General features: G+C 64.5%; 18 protein-coding genes and 1 pseudogene. 11 read left to right on the forward strand and 8 right to left on the reverse strand.

Features of this window, described 5'->3' with window-relative positions:
- Positions 1-2 precede the first annotated feature (2 nt).
- From A7A08_RS06070 to A7A08_RS06085, 5 genes are all read left to right on the forward strand, one after another.
- Entirely contained in the window at positions 3-716 is a 714-nt protein-coding gene (locus A7A08_RS06070) for a TQO small subunit DoxD (protein ID WP_069094592.1), read from the forward strand.
- 99 nt (positions 717-815) lie between these two features.
- Positions 816-950 carry a hypothetical protein gene (locus tag A7A08_RS17120; RefSeq protein ID WP_280948688.1) on the forward strand — a complete coding sequence of 45 codons (135 nt, stop codon included), beginning with the start codon at positions 816-818 and terminating at the stop codon, positions 948-950.
- Positions 951-1,036: 86 nt separating this feature from the next.
- Positions 1,037-1,810, forward strand: a complete 774-nt coding sequence (locus A7A08_RS06075) for an SDR family NAD(P)-dependent oxidoreductase (RefSeq protein WP_069094593.1) — start codon at positions 1,037-1,039, stop codon at positions 1,808-1,810.
- 135 nt (positions 1,811-1,945) lie between these two features.
- Positions 1,946-2,542: a GNAT family N-acetyltransferase gene (locus A7A08_RS06080; RefSeq protein ID WP_069094594.1), complete on the forward strand. Its 597-nt coding sequence runs from the start codon at positions 1,946-1,948 to the stop codon at positions 2,540-2,542.
- Between the two features lie 186 nt (positions 2,543-2,728).
- Positions 2,729-5,074, forward strand: coding sequence for a glycoside hydrolase family 15 protein (locus tag A7A08_RS06085; RefSeq protein WP_069094595.1), 2,346 nt, complete (start codon positions 2,729-2,731; stop codon positions 5,072-5,074).
- Positions 5,075-5,138: 64 nt separating this feature from the next.
- Here the strand turns inward: A7A08_RS06085 and A7A08_RS06090 are convergent, their stop codons facing one another.
- Entirely contained in the window at positions 5,139-5,804 is a 666-nt protein-coding gene (locus A7A08_RS06090; protein WP_069094596.1) for an O-methyltransferase, read from the reverse strand.
- A 99-nt stretch (positions 5,805-5,903) separates the two neighbouring features.
- On the opposite strand from A7A08_RS06090, the gene A7A08_RS06095 reads away from it, so the two are divergent.
- Complete coding sequence (locus tag A7A08_RS06095) at positions 5,904-6,539, forward strand: TetR/AcrR family transcriptional regulator (RefSeq protein ID WP_069094597.1); 636 nt, start codon at positions 5,904-5,906, stop codon at positions 6,537-6,539.
- Here the strand turns inward: A7A08_RS06095 and A7A08_RS06100 are convergent.
- Positions 6,536-8,233 (reverse strand): acyl-CoA dehydrogenase family protein, encoded by a 1,698-nt coding sequence (locus A7A08_RS06100; RefSeq protein WP_169822937.1) that lies wholly within the window; start codon positions 8,231-8,233, stop codon positions 6,536-6,538. The two genes, A7A08_RS06095 and A7A08_RS06100, sit on opposite strands and share 4 nt — an antisense overlap.
- Before the next feature lie 299 nt (positions 8,234-8,532).
- Here A7A08_RS06100 and A7A08_RS06105 point away from each other — a divergent pair, with 299 nt between their 5' ends.
- The gene (locus tag A7A08_RS06105) at positions 8,533-9,117 is read left to right on the forward strand and encodes a Panacea domain-containing protein (protein ID WP_169822938.1); all 585 of its coding nucleotides are present in this window, start codon (positions 8,533-8,535) and stop codon (positions 9,115-9,117) included.
- A gap of 4 nt (positions 9,118-9,121) precedes the next feature.
- The gene (locus A7A08_RS06110; RefSeq protein ID WP_069094600.1) at positions 9,122-9,397 is read left to right on the forward strand and encodes a hypothetical protein; all 276 of its coding nucleotides are present in this window, start codon (positions 9,122-9,124) and stop codon (positions 9,395-9,397) included.
- An 84-nt stretch (positions 9,398-9,481) separates the two neighbouring features.
- Here the strand turns inward: A7A08_RS06110 and A7A08_RS06115 are convergent, their stop codons facing one another.
- The 4 genes and pseudogenes from A7A08_RS06115 to A7A08_RS06130 form a co-directional block, all read right to left on the reverse strand.
- Positions 9,482-10,717 (reverse strand): HlyD family secretion protein, encoded by a 1,236-nt coding sequence (locus A7A08_RS06115; protein WP_069094601.1) that lies wholly within the window; start codon positions 10,715-10,717, stop codon positions 9,482-9,484.
- Entirely contained in the window at positions 10,718-11,053 is a 336-nt protein-coding gene (locus tag A7A08_RS16475) for a hypothetical protein (RefSeq protein ID WP_069094602.1), read from the reverse strand.
- Between the two features lie 437 nt (positions 11,054-11,490).
- A complete protein-coding gene (locus tag A7A08_RS06125) occupies positions 11,491-12,066 on the reverse strand; it encodes a YcxB family protein (RefSeq protein WP_069094603.1) in 576 nt (191 codons plus the stop codon).
- 26 nt (positions 12,067-12,092) lie between these two features.
- Positions 12,093-12,982, reverse strand: a pseudogene (locus A7A08_RS06130) (HpcH/HpaI aldolase/citrate lyase family protein).
- Between the two features lie 264 nt (positions 12,983-13,246).
- On the opposite strand from A7A08_RS06130, the gene A7A08_RS06135 reads away from it, so the two are divergent.
- Both A7A08_RS06135 and sthA read left to right on the forward strand, forming a co-directional pair.
- Positions 13,247-13,660, forward strand: coding sequence for a GFA family protein (locus A7A08_RS06135; RefSeq protein WP_069094604.1), 414 nt, complete (start codon positions 13,247-13,249; stop codon positions 13,658-13,660).
- 123 nt (positions 13,661-13,783) lie between these two features.
- Positions 13,784-15,193, forward strand: a complete 1,410-nt coding sequence (gene sthA / locus A7A08_RS06140; protein ID WP_069094605.1) for a Si-specific NAD(P)(+) transhydrogenase — start codon at positions 13,784-13,786, stop codon at positions 15,191-15,193.
- 10 nt (positions 15,194-15,203) lie between these two features.
- Here sthA and A7A08_RS06145 read toward each other — a convergent pair whose 3' ends face one another.
- Positions 15,204-15,791, reverse strand: coding sequence for an NADPH-dependent FMN reductase (locus tag A7A08_RS06145; protein WP_069094606.1), 588 nt, complete (start codon positions 15,789-15,791; stop codon positions 15,204-15,206).
- A gap of 156 nt (positions 15,792-15,947) precedes the next feature.
- On the opposite strand from A7A08_RS06145, the gene A7A08_RS06150 reads away from it, so the two are divergent.
- Positions 15,948-16,265: a hypothetical protein gene (locus A7A08_RS06150; RefSeq protein ID WP_069094607.1), complete on the forward strand. Its 318-nt coding sequence runs from the start codon at positions 15,948-15,950 to the stop codon at positions 16,263-16,265.
- Between the two features lie 42 nt (positions 16,266-16,307).
- Here A7A08_RS06150 and A7A08_RS06155 read toward each other — a convergent pair whose 3' ends face one another.
- Positions 16,308-17,384 (reverse strand): right-handed parallel beta-helix repeat-containing protein, encoded by a 1,077-nt coding sequence (locus A7A08_RS06155; protein WP_069094608.1) that lies wholly within the window; start codon positions 17,382-17,384, stop codon positions 16,308-16,310.
- Positions 17,385-17,643: the final 259 nt, after the last annotated feature.

The raw sequence follows: 17,643 nt of genomic DNA on the forward strand, positions 1-17,643 counted from the left end.
TCATGGTCGAGGACGAGCGGTTCGACTGGGTGAAGGCGCTCGCGCTGCGTGCATCAGCCTTCGCTATGGGTTTCACCTTCGTGTCCGCTGCCTGGCGGCGTTTCTACAACGCGCCGGCCAAGCTCGACATCGACAGCCCCCACGACGTCGCCAACAAGCTGGTGCATGCCGCGCCGGGCTCCCCCATCGAGAGCGTGATCCACTGGCTGTTGGAGCAGCCGCAGCTGACGGAAGCGGCCACCTATCTGATGACGGTCGGCGAGCTGCTGGCAGGGCTTGGGCTGATGTTCGGGCTCATCACCCGGGGCGCGGCCGTCGGTGCGGCGCTGCTCAACGTGGCCCTGATGCTGATCTTCGGCTGGCAAGGCTTCGAGTGCTTGGACGAATGGACCATGGCAGCGCTCGGCTTTGCCATATCGGTCAGCGTGATGCTCTACGGCCCGGGCGCCTGGTCCCTCGATACTCTTGTCGGGATCGATCCTTCGCACGGCTGTTCACGCGTCCCGTGGCGATCGTGCTCACGATCGTTTCGATCCTCTTCACGGTCGGCTTCTACCAGTATTATTTCGGCATCGCGATCTGCACCGGCGGACCAGCGTCAGCGAATATTCCATTGTGGCCGAGCCCGGGCCGGAGCCCGGCGTCGCCACGCTCTATGTGAATGCTGGCGGATCGTCGGGTGGAGCCTATGTCCGCTCCATCGTCTTCAAGCTTGAGAATGGCGAGACGATCGAGCAGGCCGGCGACGAGGTGGATGTCGTGAAGAGCTATTTCGAGCCTGGGCCGCCTCGGGCAAGAAGACCGACGGGGTTCTGGTGCTGAAGCTGGGTTCCAAGACCGATATCCGCATCCCGAAGGGCGCGACCTCGGCCACAATCGATCTCATCGGGAACGCGGATCAGAAGGTGACCTTCGAGACCCGGTCGCTCGGTGGAGCCGTGGAGGATTAGGCAAGGAAGCGGCACCTTCAGCCATTCCGCTTTTTGCCGGGCTCCCTAAATCTCCCCTCAGAGTTTTCGAACGGGAGATTTCGACAATGACCAACGGGAACAGGGTTTCTCAGAAGACCTCCATCGTCACGGGCGGCAGCCGCGGCCTTGGCCGCAATACGGCCATCAATCTCGCCGAGCGCGGCGCCGACGTCATCATCACCTACCATTCGAACAAGGACGAGGCCGACAAGGTCGTCACCGAGATCGAGGGAATGGGCCGGAAGGCGGCCGCGTTCCAGCTGGATACGGGTGATATCTCCGCCTTCGACGGGTTCGTCGGTCAGGTGAAAGAGACCCTTTCCGGGTGGGGCCGCGAGCGGTTCGACTATCTGGTGAACAATGCCGGTATCGGCCTGCGCGCGCCCTTCGCCGAAACCACCGAGGAGGATCTCGACAATCTCTATCGGATTCACTTCAAGGGCGTGTTCTTCCTGACCCAGAAGCTGCTGCCCCTGCTGGCGGATGGCGGGCGGATCGTGAATCTCTCCAGCGGGCTGGCGCGGTTCTCACTTCCCGGCATGTCGGCTTATGCGTCCATGAAAGGTGCCGTGGAGGTGCTGACCCGCTATCTCGCCAAGGAACTCGGCGACCGGGGCATCGCAGTGAACACCGTTGCGCCGGGGGCGATCGCGACCGATTTTGGCGGCGGCGTCGTGCGCGACAATCAGGAAATGAACGATCGCGTTGCCTCCATGACGGCCATGGGGCGCGCGGGCCTGCCGGACGATATCGGACCGATGATCGCCGATCTCCTGACGGGCGGGAATCGCTGGGTCACGGGCCAGCGGATCGAGGTTTCCGGCGGCATGCTCGTTTAGATGCCACGGGCGCCTGCGCTCACTTGTCGCGAGGCTTTGCCATGGTCTCTCAATGTTCCTATCTCCCAATTGTTGCGGTGCAGCATTGTGCGCCTAACCTATTGAGAGAGCGGCCGGACTCAGGCCGATGACCCCATGGCTGTCGTTCATACGCGATATCACCCCGCCGTCCCCGCGACGGCGCCTGTCGAGCTCCCGCGCACCCTGCGGGAGAGGCTTGCCCGGCGCGAGGTCACGCTTAACGGCAGGGACGGGCTGGCTTACGTCGTGCGGCCGATCCGGCCGACGGATGCCGCCTCGCTGATACGAGGCTACGACGCGCTGGAAAACATGTCGAAGTGGTTCCGCATGAACCATACGATGCCGCATCTGTCGGAAGCGATGGCGCTGGATTTCTGCACGCCCGATCCGGCGAAGGATATCTGCCTGGTGATCGAGGGCCGGGGCACGCTTGCCGGGGAGATCCTCGGCGGCGCGCGGATTGCCGGCCAGCCGGACGGACGCACGGCGGAATTCTCCGTCTCGCTCCGGCCCGAGGCACGGCATCTGGATCTCGCTCGGCAGGCGTTGGAGACGGTGTTCGCCGCCGGCCGCGAGATGGGCTACCGCCGGACATGGGCGTCGATCCATGCCGACAACACGCCCATGAAGACCCTCGCTCGGCGGTTGGGTTGCCGCTTGCGCCGCGATCCGGAAGATAGCGCGCTGATGCTCGCCGAGCGCGCGATCTAGACCGCCTTGAAGCCCGCCCCAGAGCATTTTTCGCCGAAATCGGTCAATTTTCGCCGTGACGTCACGCGGATGTTAACGGTTCGGCGCGTAAGATCCCCCTCGTGTTGAACCCATGCCGGTGCGGGACCGCCACCTGATCCAGGACGGTCGGCGGCCGGCTTTTTTCCGATCGACGGGGGCTATGCCATGACAGGCGGGGAAGCATTCGGCGCACCGGGCATTCCGCCCACCTGGGCGTCCAGCGACAAGGATTTCGTGACGACCTCCCTGGGCACGGCCCGTGTCTGGGCGAGCATCGGCCATGGCAATGTCAACGAGATCTACTGGCCTTCGACCGGACGGCCGGAGATCCGCGATTTCGGATTCTACCTGATCGGAGGGGGCCATTGGGTCGATCTCAAGCGGGTATGCAATTACACCCTCTCGAAGCCCGAACCCTATCTCCCTCTGTTGACGGTGACCCATACGGGCGACGATTACAGGCTCACCCTCGAGGTCCTGCCCGATCCCCATCGGGACGTGCTACTGGTGCGGTACGATCTGGAAGGCCCGTACAAGCTCGGCATCATCGCAGCGCCCCATCTCGGCGAGAGCGGCTACGATAACGATGCGTGGGTGGATGGCGGATTGCTCTATGCCTCGATCCCGGCGCGCGCGGTCTGCATCGGCGCCGATGCCCCAATGGAAGACCAGAGCGTCGGCTTCGTCGGTGCTTCCGACGGCTGGCAGGATCTCAACGCCCATAACCGCTTCACCTACGGTTTCACGAGCGCGACCGGCGGAAATATCGCCATGTCGGCCGCGCTTTCGGCGCCGAAGGGTGTGATCGCCCTCGGCATCGCGCCCCATCCGACCGGCGCCCGCACGCTTGCCATGTCGTCCTTGGCGCAAGGCTACGACACGGTGCGGGAGCGCTTCCTCGCGGGGTGGGAGGCCTGGGGCAGCAAGCTCAGCCTACCGGCGCCTGAGGCGGATCTCGCGGAGGAGGCGCTGACCACGGCCACCGTATTGCGCACCCACGAGGACCGCATGTTCCCCGGAGCGGTGGTCGCCTCCATGAGCACGCCCTGGGGCAACTCCACCAATACGCTCGGCGGCTATCATCTCGTCTGGCCGCGGGATGCGACGCTTGCCGCCTTCGCGCTGCTTGCCGCCAACCAGGTCGAGGACGCGCGGCGCATGCTGGCCCATATGATCGGCGTCCAGCAGCCGGACGGCCACTGGACCCAGAACTATTTCCCCGACGGCGTGCCCTTCTGGACCGGCATTCAGCTCGACGAGGCGGCCTTCCCCGTGATGCTGGCGGCGAAGCTGCGCGAGCTCGGGCAGCCCGATCTGCCGGGCACCACGGAGATGGTGCGCCGGGCGATCGCCTTCATCGCAAAGGCCGGCCCCCAGAGCGATCAGGACCGGTGGGAGGAGAATCCCGGCATCAGCGCCTTCACCATTCCGGTGCTGATCGCCGCCCTGGTGGCGGCCGCGCCCTGGCTCGACGAGGCGACCCGGGGCTACGCCCTCGATCTCGCCGACGACTGGAACGAGCGGATCGAGGAGTGGTGCTACGTCACCGGCACACCCATGGCCGAGAAGCTCGGTGTGGACGGCTACTATGTGCGCATCGCCCCGCCGGAGATGGATGGGGGAGTGACCGGCACGCTGATGCTGAGAAACCGCAACGGCGAGACCATCCGGGCCTGTGCGCTGGTGGCGCTCGACTTCTCCTACATCGTGCGGCTGGGTTTGCGCTCGGCCACCGATCCAAAGATCAAGGACACGATCAAGGTGGTCGACGAGGTACTGAAGGTGGATACGCCCTCAGGCCCGGTCTATCGCCGCTACAACGAGGACGGCTACGGCGAGCATGACGACGGCTCGCCTTATGACGGCAACGGCGTTGGCCGCGCCTGGCCGCTGCTGGTGGGTGAGCGTGGGCATCTCGCGCTGCAGGCCGGAGAAGACCCGCTGCTCTATCTGAAGACCATGCGGAACTGCGCCAGCCCGGGCGGGCTGCTGCCCGAGCAGGTCTGGGACGCGGCACCCATCCCCGAGCGCCATCTCTATCCCGGTAGGCCTTCCGGCAGCGCCATGCCGCTGGTCTGGAGCCACGCGGAGTTTCTGAAGCTCCTGATCGCTCGCCAGGCCGGACGGCCCGTGGAGCTGCTCGAGGCGGTGGCCAAGCGCTATGGCGGTTCGGTGCCGAAGGCGAAATACACCCGCTGGCGCAACGAGGTGCCGGTGCCGTCGCTCTGTCAGGGGCGCGCGTTGATCATCGAGGACCGCGAACCCTTCACCCTGCATCTCGGTTGGGACGGCTGGCAGGACGTCGCCGACGTGCCGGCGCAGGAGCTCCCCTTCGGCCTCTGGGGCGTGGCGATCGAGCCGGAGCGCTATGCGGGACGGAAAGAGCTGAACTTCACCCGCCGCTACACGGAAGGTTGGGAAGGGAAGAACCACACGGTGGAGATCGCCGCGACGGAGGAGCAGCGGACGCTGACTCATGTGAGCGACGGTGCTGCGGCCGCCAAGGCCTAGAAATCGCTAAAGCGGACCGGCGGGACGCCCCATGCCGGTCTGCTTTTGAGAGCTGCGCCGGGCTCTAGGCGAGCCGGAGCGAGAGCTCCACGTCTTCGGCGAAGGGCACCGACAGATAGCCGTTCTGGGGATCGCGCACGCGTTCCAGATATTCGGGGCAATAATCGGCATTGTCGGCCACGATGAGCGCGCCGGGCTTCAGACGGCTCTCAAGCCGATCCAACACCGCATCGTAAAGCGCCTTGGCGCCGTCCAGCAGAACCAGATCGATGGATTCGGGAAGGTCGGCGCTCAGGGTCCTGAGCGCATCGCCTTCGCGAATCTCCACCAGATCGATGAGACCGGCCTCGGTGAGCGAGCCCCGCGCGCGGGCAATCTTGGAGGGCTCGAACTCGGTGGTGATCAGCCTCCCGCCGCCATTGTCGCGCAGGGCGGCGGCGAGATGCAGCGTCGAGATGCCGAAGGACGTGCCGAACTCGACGATCGCCTTCGCCTTGCTGCTGCGCGCCAGCATGTAGAGCAGTGCGCCGGTCTCGCGCGACACCGGTAATGGCAGATCCTTCAGGCGGCTGTAGATGTCGAGATAGTCGGTTTTGCTGTGCATCAGCCGGTCGCGCTCCTCCGGCGAAAGCGTCGCCCAGACGAGGCTCTGGGACGGCGCCGCTGCGGCAGCTTCTTCGAACAGCCGCTCCAGCACGGGGGCAAGCGGGGCTTCGGTCAGGGTGGTCATCGGGGTAACTCCATTTATGCAAACGGCGCGGGGTTGCGCCTTGCGAAGAAAAATACGAATAATCCGTCAGGTTTCATATTCGCATTGCCGAGCCACGCCATGACCGAGCGCAAGACTCCCCGGATTTCCTCGCGAAAGCAGCCGAAACAGGCGCGCTCAACAGAGCTTGTAGCGGCGGTTCTGGATGCCGCTGTTCAGGTTCTGGCGAAGGAGGGCGCGCAGCGCTTCACCACCGCGCGGGTGGCCGAGCGGGCGGGGGTGAGCGTCGGCTCGCTCTATCAGTATTTTCCCAACAAGGCGGCGATCCTCTTCCGGCTGCAGAGCGACGAGTGGCGCGAAACGGCAGAGCTGCTCGGGGGCATTCTCGACGACGACGGCAAGCCGCCGCTGGAGCGGTTGCGCGCGCTCGTGCACGCCTTCGTCCGCTCCGAATGCGAGGAGGCGGAGGTGCGCATGGCGCTCGACGATGCCGCCCCGCTCTACCGGGACGCCCCGGAGGCGCAGGCGGCCAAGGCGGGAGCGCAGCGCAAGATCGCCGCCTTCATGGCCGACCTGCTGCCTGAAATCTCAGAGGAGGAGCGCGTCTTGGCCGGCGATCTGATCGCCACCACGCTAACCGCGGTGGGAAAGCGCTTTTCCGAGAAGCCGCGAACGAAGGGCGAGATCGAGGCTTATGCGGACGCCCTGGCCGATATGCTCTGCGCCTATCTGGAAGGCCTTCGGCAGAACGGCTAGCCGGCGCCGACGACGCTCATGACCGCGTCGAAGCTTTGGAGCAGCGGATCGGGCTCGGTGCTCGGTGTGGGGTCGGGCGCGAAGGTCGTGCGGTAATAGGCATCGCAGACGGGGAGCAGGGCGCTCTTGCTGCCCGTATCGCTGATCTCCCAGGCGACATGCTCGCAGAGCAGCGCGTAGCAGAGCGCATCGGACATCTTATGCAGGAAACTGTCGGCGGTCGCCTCCTTGGCGGCATCGTCTGCCGCCTGAAGATCCGTCAGCGCCCGACGGAGGCCTGCGCGTAAATCGCCCAGCCGCTCTTTCTCGCGGGCCATCTGATCGTCCGGCAGGTCCGATTGAATCTCGCCCAGTCTTTGGATGAAGACCGCGCCGCCCGGCGCCTTCCCGGCAATCAGACGCAGCAGCTCCAGCGCCTGGATCTGCTCCGGCCCTTCCCAGACAGGCAGCACCATGACGTCGCGATACAGGCGCGCGATGGGGTAGTCCTCGGTGTAGCCGTTGCCGCCGATCAGCCCGAGCGCCTTCTGCATACACCAGACCGCCTGCTCCGCCGTCTTGTATTTGGCGAGCGCCGTGACGATCCGCGACCAAAGCCGGGCGGCATCGTCGTCCGCGCCCCATGCCTCGTCGAAGCTCTTCGCCTCCTCGAAGGCGAGCAATGTGCCGGCGATCCATTGGGTGGCGATCTCGAGCAGCCGCTTGCGGACGAGGGCGTGATCGATCAGCCTTTTTCCGAATGTCTCCCGCGTCTGCACCCAGGCATGAGCCTCCATCAGGGCACGGCGCATCATGCCCGCGGCGGCCATGGCATTATGGGCGCGGGAGCAGCCCAAAGCCGCCATCATGACTCGCAGACCGTCCGGCGGCGCCGCGACCTCGTAGGCCAGCGCCCCATCGAGGCGGACCTCGCCGGTGGCGAGCGCCCGGGTGCCGATCTTCTCCTTTAGATGAGTGATCTCGTAGTCGTTCGGCGTCTGCCAGTCGTCGTCGATATGGCTGGGGACGAGATAGAGGCCGAGCCCCTTGGCGCCGTCCGGTGCGCCTTCTGCCCGCGCGGTGGCGAGCGCCAGGCCGGAGCCGGCATTGGAGGTGAACCATTTCTGGCCCGTCAGGCGCACGGTGCCGTCGCTTTGCGGTTCGGCCTTCGTCTGGGTCTGGGCGACATCGCTGCCGCTATGTTTCTCGGTCGCCCAGGTGCCGCCGCTCTTGGTTTCGCCGTCGGTGCGGGTCAGCTCGGGCAGATACTTCTCGCGCACGGCGTCGGGTGCATAAGCCGCCACGATCAGCGCCACGGGGTGGGTCATGGCGAAGGGGCAGCCGATGGAGATGTCGGATTGCGAGACCAGATACTGGCCGATCAGCGGCCAAAGCTGGGGGGCCGGGTCCGCTTCGGCGAACAGATCGGCGATGAAGCCCCGCGCATAGACCTCCTGATGGCAGGCTTCGTAGCGCGGGTTGAGGAAGATGGCCCCGCGCCGCTCCCCCGGATGAGCGGGATCGACGGGCACGTTCCTCCAGACCGGCGGATGGATGCGGTCGCTATAGGCGGCCTGGTCTTCCAGCTCGCCTGCGCAGAACGCCCCGAAGCTCACCAACTCCTCAGCACGAGCCTCCAGCAGCTCCGGCGCGATCCGCCGGAGGATCGATTGGGCAAGGGCGTCGGGGGAGGAGGTGGACGGTGCATTTGACACGGTCATGCCTCCATCAATTGGCGCTGGACTGCGCAGAAACGATACTAGCGCAAATTCACGCCGCAGGTAGGGTGCTGCTAACGCGGCGGGCACATGCGGCCCGGGAGCCAGACTCGACAATGGCCCACAAGACGTCGGCCTTGGCCCCACGCCCCGGTTTAGCCGAGTTTGAGGCCAATGGCAGAAGTAGGCTTAACTTTCTGTTGCAACAGAGAGAATCGCAACTTTTGGTGGCGGCTACAACAATCTTGCTCTGGAGTCAAGTGAGATGTAAAATGATTCTCAGAGACCGGGAGCCTATGACCTCGTTTGAGAAATACGATCAGCGCGCGCTGTATAAGATTGACCTCCCTGAAGGGCAGAGACGCCTGAAGGAGGCCATTCTTTACGTCGCAGAACGCTGCGCCTCTTTTCGATATTTCGGCTTGATCAAGCTGAATAAGACTCTTTGGCGTGCCGACTTCCGCTCATTTTATGAGCGCGGGCAGCCTGTCACAGGTCGGCAGTATCAGAGGCTGGAGAAGGGGCCCGCTCCGGTAGAAATGCCTCCCCTCTTGCGTGAGTTGGGTTCTGAAGGGCATCTGGAATATGTGTCCCAAAAATACGGTCTAGTGGTGGAGCGGCGGCCCGTTGCGAAGGGACGGCCGGTTCTAAATTTTTTCAGCCAGGAGGACCTCGATTACCTCGACGAATCCATAGCCCATTACGAACACATGACCGGATCTGAAAGCAGCGACGAATCTCACGGTATCGCGTGGAAGATCAGAAAAGACGGCGAGCCAATCCCCTATCAGGCCGCTTATTTCTCAGACAAGCCATTGTCAAAAGACAAGCTGTCCGAGCTGTCCGAGCAAGGCCGCGCGCAAGGCTGGAATTCGAAGTAGCTCAGTGCGAGAGATCAAAGAGTCGGAAAGCTTCGGCGCCGCGGTAACCGCTTTGGGCGGATACCGAGCCATCGATAAGGCCATGGAGGCTATTGTCGAAGGACTCTATCGCAACCCTTTTGGTTTCGATTCCCACCAGAACGATTGGTGTAGCTTTAGGTACGCCCGCACCAAGCGGATCGACAGTATTCCCCCGTTGATCGTCATATTTACCATCGAAGAAAACGGCGACGTCGTCCTTCAGCATGTCGAAGAAGACGATAATCCCTACATTGAGTGACCATTCATCTCGCTGATTCCACGATACACCAGCGCGGCTTATCGCACCTCACATCGGTCCATTCGTCCTAGATGCGATGTCCCCTCAATGCCCCCCATCCAGCACAAGGGTCTGGATCGGGAGCATGATGGCCTGGATGCGCAGGATGGCGGCGTGGACCAGGCCGATCGTGTCGACCCCGTGATAGTAGAGGGACTGGAAGACGCCGAGCTCACCGCTTTCCAGCTCCTCGTGATGGTTGCTGTAGAGGTTGACCAGGCAGGCGCTGCCGGGGGGCAGGTCGTCCAGCGTCCCCGCATAGAGCGGCTCCAGGCGCACCAGGATGGAGCCGGGCGCGCCGAGATCGGTCGTATCCAAAAGCTGCTGCTGGGCTGAGTATTGGCCCGAGGCGATGTAGTCCTGGCGGCGGGTCACCACCAGCGGCACGATGGTCAGGGGCATGGCGGCGCAGGTCGCCTCGCCGATCATGCCGGTCTCCACCACGCGGCTTTCGATCTGAGCGAAGCCGGCGGCAAGCGTTCCCCGGCCGGAGTCCGCCGGGATCAGGACGCCCGCAGGCCGGCCGAGGGCGGTGACGAAATCGCCGGGCTGAAGGTTGAACTGCTCGACGCGGCCGGTCACGCCGGCGCGCACCACGGTCTTGCTGAGCTGCACCTCCGCTTCGTTCAAGGAGGCTTCGGCGCTCGCCTTCTGGGCGGGAAGCAGGGTCGCAAGCTTCTGCTCGGCCTGGGCCTTCACCGCTTCCGCCGCATCGACCCCGCCCTGGCGGGCATCGACGGCGGTCTCCAGATCCTCCAGCTCGCGCCGGGAGACGACGTTGGCGTTCTTCTGGAACAGCTCGCGCTTGGTGCGGAGCTCGTCGGAAGCCTGCTGATAGTCGCCCTTCGCCTGGCGGAGCTGGCCTTCGGCGCTGGCGATTTCGGCCTCGGCCAGCTGCATCTGGGCGTCGATCTCCTCGACCTTCCGCTTCAGGCTCTCCACCTGGGCCTTCTGCCGCGCGTCATCGAGGCGGAAGAGCACCTGGCCGGCCTTCACCTCGCCGCTGACCGGCACCTCGACCTTGGCGACCCTGCCGCTGATCTCCGGCACGATGGGCACGGTGCGGAACACCGAGGCGGCCGCGGTGCTGGAGGGGTGGTAGTAGAAGACCAGCGTGATCAGCAGCACGGTGAGCATGAGGCAGCTCACGATGCCCCAGCGCAGCTCGTACCAGACTGAGAAGAGGGTGATCTCGTGGCCGAAGCGCTTTCCCTGCACGTAGCGGCGATAGAGATAGTCGGGCAGCACCGTGACCATCGAGCAGAGAAGAAGCTCCAGCATCTAGCTCTCCTTGCTCTCAGGTGTGGTGGTCTTGGCCGGATCGGTCTTGGCCGGATCGGTCTTCGCCGGATCGGTCTTCGCCGGATCGGTCTTCGCGGGATCGGTCTTGGCTGAAGCGGTCTTGGACTCCTTCGCCCGCGGCGTCTTCTGGGACTCCTTGGCCGGAGACGTGGCGGCAGCGTCCTCCGCCGAGTTCTCCTCCCTTGCAACTTCTTCCTTTGCGGGCTCTTCCCTTGGCGGGCCGGGCACGGCGGCGGGGGCAGGTGTGGCGGCGTCCCAGCCCGCCGCTTCGGCGCGGGCGATCTCGGGATCGGCAATCGAGGGCAGACCGGACATGCGCTCGAGGGCGGCGCCATGCGGCGGATGGGCGTGGTGATGTCTGGCAGGTCGACCATCGCCAGAACCAGGGCGATGACCCAGAACAGGTGCTGATGCGAGAACAGGGCCAGCAGACAGAGCACCGCGACGATCTCCATCTGGAGCTTTTTTGAGCGGTGAGCGATGCGCTCCGGGAGCGCGTGAACTGTGAGGAAGAGGGCGCCGGCGCCGAGCACGGCGAAGAGCAAAAACAGCGCGACGACCACCATCAGGGTGTCGGTGTCGCCCGGCGGGGTGATGAACGACGGCAAATGCGTTGGATCGACCTTGAGACCCGGCTCCATCCCTGCCCCCTGTCCGTCCTCAGTAACGCCGGCACAACCCACGCGGGCGCGCCGTCAATGCCAGTAGACGGGAGCGGCGGGTTTGTCCAGCGGCCGCCGCGGTGCGGACGTTCAGGCGCCGGATCTGAGAAACCCGAAGCGGGGCTTTTCGGGGACGCCGGCGGCGCGCAGGCAGCGGATGATGTCCCGGAACTGGGCGTCCGAAAGGCCACGCTTCGGAATGGCGTGGAAGAGATTGTTCGCCTGATAAAGAAGCAGCGAGCCCGGCCCGTCGAGCCAGCAATGAAAGATCGTCCAGGGCAGTTCGCTGGAGCCGATACCGCTTTTCATGCGGATGGCGTCATCGTCCCATTCGATCTGGTGCTCCCCGCCGAGCGCCTTGTGCTGGCGATACATCTTCCGGGCGCGGCGCGGCGTGATGACGTAGCCGATGGCGAACCCGGCCAAGGTCACGACGATGGCCACTAGGAGCGCGCCCGCGATCTGGGGCGGTGTGGTCGGGTTGCCCCAATTCGCCACATAGACGAGGCCGATATAGAGAAGGCCGATGATGACGCCGAACTTCAGGAAGGTCTGCCAGCTCGCCGAGCCCGACCACCAGGCCGCGTGGGCGGCGACCATGTCGTCTTCGGTATATTGAAAGCGCACGGCGTTCTCAGCCTGCTCGGTCTGCAGCGTATCGGTCATCGGCGAATCCTCCCTCGCCGCGAACCTTACCCCATCGCGGCTTCCATTGCCTCGATCTGCTCGGCGATATCGACGGTGCGTTCCGCCATGGTGAGGTGCAGGCGCTCCACCATCTGGCCTTCGACCACGATCACGCCTTCGTTCTCGTTCTCGGGCTCGCGGAACGCTGCGATGATCTTGCGCGACCATTCCACCTCTTCGGCGGAGGGGGTGAAGATCTCGTTGCAGGGGCCGACCTGGCTCGGATGGATCAGGGTCTTGCCGTCCATGCCTAAGCTGCTGCCGCGCTCGCATTCCTCGCGCAGGCCCTGCTCGTCGTTGAAGTCGTTATAGACGCCGTCGAGGATGTCGAGCTTGTAGGCGCGGGCGGCGACGAGGGTCATGGCGAGCCAGGGGACGACGGCGAAGCGGTCGTAATGGGCATGGGCCCGGGATTCGCGGATCAGGTCGTTGGTGCCCATGACGAGGCAGCACAGGCGGTTATCCTCGTAGACGGCCGTGGCGGCGATGGTGCGCGCGTCAGGATGGCCATGGGGGTCTCCATCATGGCCCAAAGCCGCACTTTCTGGGGCGCGTTGCAGCTCTGGAGGATCTTCGCGGCGGAGATGATGTCGCCGGAATGGATGACCTTTGGCACGAGGATGGCGTCGGGCGCGGCCTCGCAGGCGGCGTGGAGATCGTCTGTGCCCCACGGGGTCTCCAGGGCGTTCACGCGGATCACGAGCTCGCGGTCGCCATAACCGCCCTGCTTCACCGCCGCGCAGACCTGTTCGCGGGCGCGGCTCTTGGCGTCCGGGGCAACGGAGTCCTCCAGATCGAAGATCAGGGCGTCGGCGGCGATCGTCTTCGCCTTCTCGAGCGCGCGCTGGTTTGAGCCGGGCATATAGAGTGCGCTACGGCGCGGACGACCGTGCATGTTGTTCCTCCATTGCTGTCTGGATCGCGAAATTCGCGGGTTTGTTGCAGTGCAACATAGCCCGGCTGTGGAAAGGGGCAAGCACGGTGATGGCGCAGTCCACGATCCTTGGGGATACGCGCGGAGAGAACGCGGCAAAAGGACGAGCGGCGGGGAGCCGGTAGCGCTCCCCGTTTCTGCAACCACGGAGTATATTGAGCGGATTGGGAAGGTGCCGGTCAGGCAGGCTTCCCGTGAAACGGCCTTTGCCGAAAGGGGCCAGCCATGTCCAAGAAATATACTGCCCAATGCGCCTGTGGCACCGTGACGTTCGGGTTCGACAAGGACCCCGACTTCGTTGCCGTTTGTCACTGCCTCGACTGCAAGAAGGCCTCTGGCGGTGAGGCGGCGACGTTTTTCGCCGTGCCGGAGGACGATTTCATCCTGACCAGCGGCACGCCGGAGGCGGAGCATTACGTCGCCGATTCCGGCAAAAAGCTCGACCGAAACTTCTGCCCGACCTGCGGCGCCCGGCTGTTCACCAGCAATCTGGAGAGCTTCCCCGGACTCGTCTTCGTGATGCTGGGCAGCCTCGACCGGCCGGAGCTGATCGAGCCGAAGCTCGAGATGTTTACCAAGCGCCGGCTGAAATGGGCCGTTCCGCTCGATATGCCCCAGTTCGAGGGCATGCCGAACTAGGGAGGCTTCGGCTCGCTCAGGCCAGAAATCGCGCTTCCGTCCCGCAAAACTGTTGTTTCGCAGTTGCACAATGCTGCAAGCTTTGAGCGAGGGAGGAACGGCGTCTAACCGTTTCGGGGGATTATGGACAAGGTTGATATGCTGGTGATCGGCAGCGGGCCTGCCGGTCGGCGGGCGGCCGTGCAATCGGCGAAATTCGGCAAATCGGTATTGGTGGTGGACCGGGGCAGGCGCCTCGGCGGCGTCTCGGTGCATACGGGGACGATCCCTTCGAAGACGTTGCGGGAGACGGTGCTGAACCTGTCCGGCTGGCGGGAGCGCGGCTTCTACGGCCGGGCCTACCGGGTGAAGCAGGATATCACCGCGGTTGATCTGACCGAGCGGCTGCACAAGACGCTGGACCACGAGGTGGAGGTGCTGGAGCACCAGTTCATGCGGAACATGGTGGCCTTCGCCCTGGCCGAGGCGCGCTTCGTCGGGCCGAACACCGTGGAGCTGACGACCGATACGGAGGAGATCACCCATGTCGAATTCGACAAATGCGTGATCTGCGTCGGCACCAAGCCTTACCGGCCTGGCCACGTGCCGTTCGACGGGGAGCGGGTGTTCGACTCCGATGAGATCCTTGAGATCGACCGACTACCGCGCTCGCTCACGGTGATCGGCGGCGGGGTGATCGGGGTGGAATACGCCACGATCTTCTCCGCCCTCGACGTGCCGGTGACGCTGATCGAAGGGCGCGACACCATCCTCGACTTCATCGACAAGGAGGTGGTGGCCGATTTCGTCCACCAGATGCGCGACCGCGGCATGGTGGGGCTGGGCGCGGCGGTGAAGGAGATCACCAAGTCCGACCGCGGGGTGCAGGTGGCGCTGGAAGACGGGCGCAAGGTGAACACCGAATGCCTGCTGTTCGCCGCCGGGCGCTCGGGCAGCGTGGGCAGTCTCAATCTCGCTGCGCTGGGGCTGGAGGCCGACAAGCGAGGACGGCTGAAGGTCGATCCCATCACCTTCCAGACGGACGTACCGAATATCTATGCGGCGGGCGACATTATCGGCTTTCCGAGCCTCGCCTCCACCTCCATGGAGCAGGGGCGTCTGGCCGCCTGCCACGCTTTCGGCATGCCGGCCTCGCCGCCGCCGGAAGCCTTCCCTTACGGCATCTACGCGGTGCCGGAGATCTCGACGGTCGGGCAGTCGGAAGAAGAGGTGCGGGAGAGCGGCGTCGCCTATGAGTGCGGTGTCGCGCGCTTCCGGGAGACCTCCCGCGGCCACATCATGGGGGTGAACTCAGGCTTCCTGAAGCTGATCTTCGCTCTGGAGACCCGCCGGCTGCTCGGCGCCCATATCATCGGCGAGGGCGCCACGGAGCTGATCCATATTGGACAGGCGGTGATCAACCTGCAGGGCACGGTCGATTTCTTCGTGGAGAACACCTTCAACTACCCGACCCTGGCCGAAGCCTACAAGGTCGCCGGGCTGGACGCCTGGAACCGCATGGGGCAGCCGGCCGCGGCGCCGGTGGAGGCCTGAGGGGACACCCTCAATATGGCAGCGGCGTCTTCTCCCGCTGGGCTTTGGCCGCCTCGGCCCACCAGGCGAGGTCGTCGGCAAATTGGGGGAAGGATTTCTCCAGGGCCCCGCCGCCCTCGCCTTGGGGCTGGTCGTCTTCATCCAGCGCCTTTCCAATCTGGCCGACCGTGATCGTGGTCGGCACCACGGGCATGCCCATTTCATTGAGCGTCACATGCCAAGCCATGCTGGCGCGGGCACCGGCGATCCGGCCGGCCGAATAGCTCGCGATTGCGGCGGGCCGGCCGAACCATTCTTCCAGATAGTGATCGGTGAGGTTCTTCAGGCCCGGCTGCATACCCCAGTTATATTCGCCGGTGACGAAAACGAAGCCGTCGGCGGCGCGGATCTTCTGGGCCAACGTCTCCATGGCCGCGGGCGCTTCGTCTTCATCGTATTCCTTGTACATGCGGTCGAGCATGGGGAGGTTCACCTCCTTCGCGTCGATCAGCTCCACGTCGTGGCCACGCTCTGTGAACTGGCGGACGAGATAGCGGGCGAGCCGGATGCCCATGCGATCGGAACGGTAGGAGCCGTAGAAGACGAGAAGAGAGAGCATCGGGGGCCTCGAAGATCAGATGTCGCGAACCCACAGTCGCGTGGGCGTGAAATTGTTCCGCTGAGCGATCCGATGGAGCCTCATCATGGAACCTCATGGGCCAGGGCGCGATTTGCCAAGACGATAGCATGTCTGCTTCCAGCATCCGGAGACACAATGCCCATCCTTGCCCTGATCGCCTGGTTCTTCGCAGGGGCCCTGGCCGTGAACGCCATTCCCCACCTCGTCTCCGGCTGCATGGGGCGGCCGTTCCAGACACCCTTCGCCCGGCCGTTGGGCGAAGGCGTCTCGTCATCGACGGTGAATGTGCTTTGGGGCTTCGCCAATCTTATCGTCGCTTGGCTGCTGCTTGCCCGGGTGGGCGCGTTCGACTGGCGCCTGCCGCTGCATATCCTGATCTTCCTGCTGGGCGCGTTGCTCGTGGCGCTCTACCTCGCCCGGCGCTTCGGCCGTTATAACGGCGGCAATCTCTGACGCGGCAGCTCTCGGCCTCCAGCATCGGCGGTGACCGCGAGATCACTCCGAATCGACGGAACCCAGGTCTTCGATCGGACCAAGGTCGGCAGGGTTCGATCGCGGCTGTCCATTGCGATCAAAGCGAGCATCGTCTTCGGGAGCGACCTTGTCGAGGAAGGGGGCTTCGGGTCCCGGTGCGAACGCATCGGGGTCATGGGTCATCTCGGCAGGAAAATCGGCGAACCAGCCGGGCTCGAAATTGGAGAGCGCGAACTCGCTGCTGTTGGGCTCCCGCCCGTCCAGCCTGCCGGAGATATAGAGATTGCCGCGATAGCTGTTCTCGGCCGTGGTCTCGTCGACCTCCATCAAGAGCGCGTCCGGGTTCGCGGTAACGGTCGCTCCGTTCCGGCTGACCCCGATCAGCACGTTGTTAGCGAACAGGTTCCAGGTCGAGCCGTTGACGAACTGCACGGCGTGGGCCCCCATCGTGATGAAGAGATTGTGCAGGATCTTGTTGTCGCTCGAGCCGAGCCTGGGATTGTCCGTCTCCTGCCAGAAGCTGACATTGTGTCGGGTCTGAGGCCCGAAGATATTGTTGCGGATGATGCTGCGGCGGACGCTGGTGAAGTTGGGTCCAGGGCCCAGGCTGTCGTGGAAATAGTTGTTCTCCACCAGGAAGTAATCGCTGGCGCCCTGGCCGCCCTCTCCCCCGCCGGCAAAGGCGTCGCATCGCGGATCGTCGAAGGCGATGCCGACATCGGCGCAGGCCGATTGGGGATCGGCGTTGATCTGGAAATCGCTGGAGCTGTTTCCGTAGGTCTCGTTGAAACGCACGAGATTCCAATCGCTGCCGTTGCTCAGGTAGATGCCGTGGCCGTCCTCTTCGCCCGCGCCATAGGCGACGTTGCCTTCCCAGACATTCCAATCCGATTGGCCGGAGAAAAAGGGATCGCGGCGCTGATCGTGGCCGATGCAGTTGATCACGGCGATGCCGCGTGAATGATCGCTCGCGGGGTAGTCGGCTCCAACAGCGCGCACACCGTATTTGCCGCCGATCAGCTCGAAGCCGTCGATGGCGACGTAGCTTGCATTCTCCAGGTTGAAGCAGGTCGCGCGCTCGTCGGGGCAGCAGGTCATAAGCACGCCGATGGAGCCGTCCGCATTGCGCTCTCCGGTCAGAACGATGGGTCGATCGTAGGTGCCGCTTTGGCTCTGAGAGAGTTCGAAGCAGCCCGCATAGACGCCAGGCAGAAAGCGGATCTCGGTGCCGGGGCGGGCGGATTCGATCGCATCGGACGGGTTCGCCGGGGCCCCGCGTGTCGTTCCGTCGCCGCTGCCTCCGGGCTCGCATAGAGGGTCGTCGAAGGCCGCCAGGCCGGATCGGTGTAGTAGCGGT

Origin of the sequence: Methyloligella halotolerans (genome assembly GCF_001708935.1) — a bacterium.
GTDB lineage: Bacteria > Pseudomonadota > Alphaproteobacteria > Rhizobiales > Methyloligellaceae > Methyloligella > Methyloligella halotolerans.

Excerpts from the sequence above, each read along its gene's own strand:
- A7A08_RS06070 (WP_069094592.1), top strand. The coding sequence starts at position 3 with ATGGTCGAGGACGAGCGGTTCGACTGGGTGAAGGCGCTCGCGCTGCGT.
- A7A08_RS06075 (WP_069094593.1), top strand. The coding sequence starts at position 1,037 with ATGACCAACGGGAACAGGGTTTCTCAGAAGACCTCCATCGTCACGGGC.
- A7A08_RS06080 (WP_069094594.1), top strand. The coding sequence starts at position 1,946 with ATGGCTGTCGTTCATACGCGATATCACCCCGCCGTCCCCGCGACGGCG.
- A7A08_RS06085 (WP_069094595.1), top strand. The coding sequence starts at position 2,729 with ATGACAGGCGGGGAAGCATTCGGCGCACCGGGCATTCCGCCCACCTGG.
- A7A08_RS06090 (WP_069094596.1), bottom strand. The coding sequence starts at position 5,804 with ATGACCACCCTGACCGAAGCCCCGCTTGCCCCCGTGCTGGAGCGGCTG.
- A7A08_RS06095 (WP_069094597.1), top strand. The coding sequence starts at position 5,904 with ATGACCGAGCGCAAGACTCCCCGGATTTCCTCGCGAAAGCAGCCGAAA.
- A7A08_RS06105 (WP_169822938.1), top strand. The coding sequence starts at position 8,533 with ATGACCTCGTTTGAGAAATACGATCAGCGCGCGCTGTATAAGATTGAC.
- A7A08_RS06115 (WP_069094601.1), bottom strand. The coding sequence starts at position 10,717 with ATGCTGGAGCTTCTTCTCTGCTCGATGGTCACGGTGCTGCCCGACTAT.
- A7A08_RS16475 (WP_069094602.1), bottom strand. The coding sequence starts at position 11,053 with ATGTCCGGTCTGCCCTCGATTGCCGATCCCGAGATCGCCCGCGCCGAA.
- A7A08_RS06125 (WP_069094603.1), bottom strand. The coding sequence starts at position 12,066 with ATGACCGATACGCTGCAGACCGAGCAGGCTGAGAACGCCGTGCGCTTT.
- A7A08_RS06135 (WP_069094604.1), top strand. The coding sequence starts at position 13,247 with ATGTCCAAGAAATATACTGCCCAATGCGCCTGTGGCACCGTGACGTTC.
- sthA (WP_069094605.1), top strand. The coding sequence starts at position 13,784 with ATGGACAAGGTTGATATGCTGGTGATCGGCAGCGGGCCTGCCGGTCGG.
- A7A08_RS06145 (WP_069094606.1), bottom strand. The coding sequence starts at position 15,791 with ATGCTCTCTCTTCTCGTCTTCTACGGCTCCTACCGTTCCGATCGCATG.
- A7A08_RS06150 (WP_069094607.1), top strand. The coding sequence starts at position 15,948 with ATGCCCATCCTTGCCCTGATCGCCTGGTTCTTCGCAGGGGCCCTGGCC.
- A7A08_RS06155 (WP_069094608.1), bottom strand. The coding sequence starts at position 17,384 with ATGACCTGCTGCCCCGACGAGCGCGCGACCTGCTTCAACCTGGAGAAT.